General features: G+C 41.0%; 2 protein-coding genes. Both read left to right on the top strand.

Features of this window, described 5'->3' with window-relative positions; genetic code table 11:
- Window positions 1-1637, top strand: a 1637-nt coding sequence (ptsP, locus tag ACKPEB_RS10570; protein ID WP_408964845.1) for a phosphoenolpyruvate--protein phosphotransferase, incomplete at its 5' end; no start/stop codon positions are given.
- A gap of 48 nt (window positions 1638-1685) precedes the next feature.
- The gene (gene ptsG / locus ACKPEB_RS10565) at window positions 1686-3527 is read left to right on the top strand and encodes a glucose-specific PTS transporter subunit IIBC (RefSeq protein WP_408964844.1); all 1842 of its coding nucleotides are present in this window, start codon (window positions 1686-1688) and stop codon (window positions 3525-3527) included.
- Window positions 3528-3752 lie beyond the last annotated feature (225 nt).

Raw genomic sequence — 3752 nt, 5'->3', positions numbered from 1 at the left:
GTTATACCTTCCGGGTACGGGAACAGGAGATTAAGGTCGTTGAACGGGGCGACAACCCGAATACAGAACGGCGGAAATTAGAAACAGCTATTGAACAAGCCAAATTAGAAGTAGAAGCGTTACGGGCGAAAATTCATGGTCGGGGTGATCCCGGTAAAGCGGCGATTTTTGCAGCCCATCAAGAATTATTAGAAGATCCCGAATTAATGGAAATTTCGACCAGTGCCATTGATAAGGGAAACAGTGCCGCTTTTGCCTGGAAACAAACCTTTACCAATAGTGCAGAAGAATTAGCAAAATTACACAATGAATTATTATCTCAACGGGCAAATGATGTCCGAGATGTGGGGCAACGGGTGTTAAGAATTCTCACTGGAGTGAATTCAACCAAGCCAATTTATCCGAATCAGACAATCTTAATTGCTGAGGATTTAACTCCTTCGGATATGGCAACGTTGGATCGATCAAAAGTAATTGGATTTTGTACCGTTGCGGGAGGAACGACTTCTCATGTTGCGATTTTAGCTCGTTCTCTGGGAATTCCTGCGATCGCCGGAACCGAAGCCCAAGTCTTAGATTTAACCGACGGAACTCCGGTTATTTTAGATGGTAATAAAGGGACATTAAAACTGAATCCAACTTCTGCAGAAATGGAACAGGTAAAAGCCTTACAAATTAAAATTGCCGAAAAGCGGAAAGCGGATGTTGCTAATGGGATGAAACCGGCTATGACTCAAGATGGATATCGGATGGAAGTGGTAGCTAATATTGGCAGTAAAATAGAGGCTGAAACTTCAGTGCAATTAGGCGGAGAAGGAGTCGGTTTATTAAGAACTGAATTTATCTTTATGGATCGCTCATCTGCCCCCACCGAGGATGAACAAACTGAAATTTATAGCAGTATTGCTCAGGTATTAGGAAAAGAAAAACCGTTAATTATTCGGACGTTAGATGTGGGAGGAGATAAACCGTTACCTTATTTACCTATTCCTCATGAAGAAAATCCCTTTTTAGGAGAAAGAGGCATTCGAGTTGGGTTTGATCGTCCTGAAATTTTAAGAACTCAGTTAAGAGCCATTTTAAGATCGGCGACTTCAGGAAACTTAAAAATTCTGTTTCCCATGATTGCTCGTTTAGAAGAAATTAAAATGGCAAAAGCTATGTTAGAAGAAGAACGAGAAAAGTTAAAAACTCCTGCGGTTTCAGTGGGCATTATGGTCGAAATTCCAGCGGCGGCGATGATGGCTGAACAATTTGCGAAAGAAGTCGATTTCTTTTCCATCGGAACTAATGATTTAACCCAATATACGTTAGCAATGGATCGAGGACATCCTAAACTTGCGCCATTCGTTGATGGTTTAAATCCGGCTCTTTTAAAATTAATTGATTTAACTGTTAAAGGTGCAAATCAACAGGGAAAATGGGTGGGGGTTTGTGGAGGAATTGCCAGTGATTCACAAGCGATTCCATTATTAATTGGTTTGGGAGTGAAGGAATTAAGTGTGAGTGTTCCGAGTATTCCCACGATTAAGGCACAAATCCGAGAATTAAGTTTGGTTCAATGTCAAGAATTAGCCCAAAAAGCGTTAAATGCAGAAACGGGGGCTGAGGTTCGGGCACTTGTAGAGGCGGGGTAATCCCCCCGTAATCAGTGATTAGTCAACCATAAACTGTCAACAAAAATTATGTTCAAAAACGCTTTTTCTTTATTACAAAAAATGGGAAAGTCTTTGATGCTTCCCGTTTCTGTTTTACCGATTGCTGGTTTATTATTGGGGTTAGGAAGTGCTCGTTTAATTGAATTACAAAATTTGGCATCGGGAACCATTAGCTCTCCTAAATTTTGGTGGCTACCAGATTGGTTAGCTACGATTATGAAGGTTTCAGGAGATGCTATTTTTGGAAATTTACCGATTATTTTTGCCATTTCTGTTGCCATTGGATTTGCAGAAAATGATGGGGTTTCTGCCTTAGCTGCAACGGTAGGATTTGTGGTTTTTGTCGCTTCTTTAGGGGCAGCTTCTACTCATTTATTTGGGGTTAATCCCGATGAATTAGCAACTGTAATGGGGATTCCTTCGTTAGATACGGGGGTATTTGGTGGTTTAATTATGGGCTGTGTTGCAGCTTATTTATTTAACCGTTTTTTCAGAATTCAACTTCCCCAATATTTAGGATTTTTTGCGGGAAAACGATTTGTTCCGATTATTACCTCCTTTGCAGCGATCGCAATGGGAATGTTAATGAGTGTGATTTGGCCCCCCATTGGACACGCCATTTCTACGGCTGCAAATGCGGCAGCATCGGGAAATAATGTGAGTCTGACGGCGGCAATTTATGGGGTTGTAGAACGTTTATTATTACCCTTTGGATTACATCATATTTGGAATGTTCCTTTCTTTTTTCAAATTGGTTCTTTTACTGATCCCATCACTAACCGAGTTGTTACTGGAGATATTAATCGCTTTTTTGCAGGCGACCCAACAGCCGGAATTTTAGGGGGGGCTTATTGGTTCAAAATGTTTGGTTTACCTGCTGCTGCGATCGCCATTTGGCGGGCAGCAAAACCCCAAAATCGGGTGGTAACAGGAGGGATTATGATTTCTGCTGCCTTTACCTCTTTTCTAACCGGAATTACTGAACCGATTGAGTTTTCATTTATGTTTGTCGCCCCGGCTTTATATGCAGTTCATGCGTTAATGGCAGGGTTTTGTGATTGGTTATTTATCGCCTTGGGGGGAAGGATGGGCTTTACCTTTTCTCAAGGATTTATTGACTTTTTCCTGTTTAATGGTTTAGGAACAAAAGCTTGGTTAATTCCCGCTTTGGGGCCGTTTTTTGCCGCTTTATATTTCTGTGTGTTTTACTTTGGAATTCGACAGTTTAATTTACCAACTCCGGGTCGAGAAGAGGAAGTACAACCCTTAGAAAATATTACATCAGCAAGCGGAGTTGGTAGTTTAGCAATGGAACTGGTCAAAGCCTTTGGCGGACGCAGTAATATTGCGAATTTAGATGCTTGTATTACTCGGTTACGCATCACTGTTCAGGATATGAAAAAGGTGAATAAAAGCCGACTCAAAGCGTTAGGTGCGTCGGGAGTTTTAGAAGTGGGAAATAATGCTCAAGCGATATTCGGCCCCCGTTCAGAAAATTTAAAAACGGATATGATCGAATATCTAAAAACGGCTGGGCCAGAAGCCGATATTGTGGAAGATTTTTCATCTGAAACTTTATCGGTTAATGACTTATCAAATCCGATGATTTCACCCACAACAAGTGCAGATGCACCGACAAAAGATCAAATTGAGACTATTATTATTGCTTTGGGAGGAAAAGTGAATATTAAAGCGGTTGATGCTGTCGCCTTAACGCGATTACGAGTTCAGGTTATTGATAGTAACCTGGTGGATGAAGACGTATTAAAAGCCGCAGGCGTGGAAGGAATTCTGCGTTTACCGGATGGAATCTTGCATCTATTAGTTGGTTTAGGTGCAGAACAATATGCAGCCCAAATTAACAATTAAGGGCTTAAATGGTTAGATCGCAAGTCTAAATGATTGATAATCAAAATCTGTAGGGGTTGGGAAACTAAGTATCAAGAGGGTTGGGAGACCCAACCCCTACGGTAAAAGATGACAACCTCGGCGCGGTTTACTATAGCTGAGGGTGGTACATCTCTACAAAGGTTAAATCTCTTTAGCAATTAATTATTTTTGTTCTCTCCTTGTAATAACCAAAAACCACTAAAG

Source organism: Planktothrix sp., assembly GCF_046067725.1.
GTDB lineage: Bacteria > Cyanobacteriota > Cyanobacteriia > Cyanobacteriales > Microcoleaceae > Planktothrix.
Note: the sequence above shows the minus strand (reverse complement) of the source record. Positions and strands in the feature narration are given on the sequence as shown.

Coding starts and splice junctions, on each gene's coding strand:
- ptsG (WP_408964844.1), top strand. CDS start 1,686: ATGTTCAAAAACGCTTTTTCTTTATTACAAAAAATGGGAAAGTCTTTG.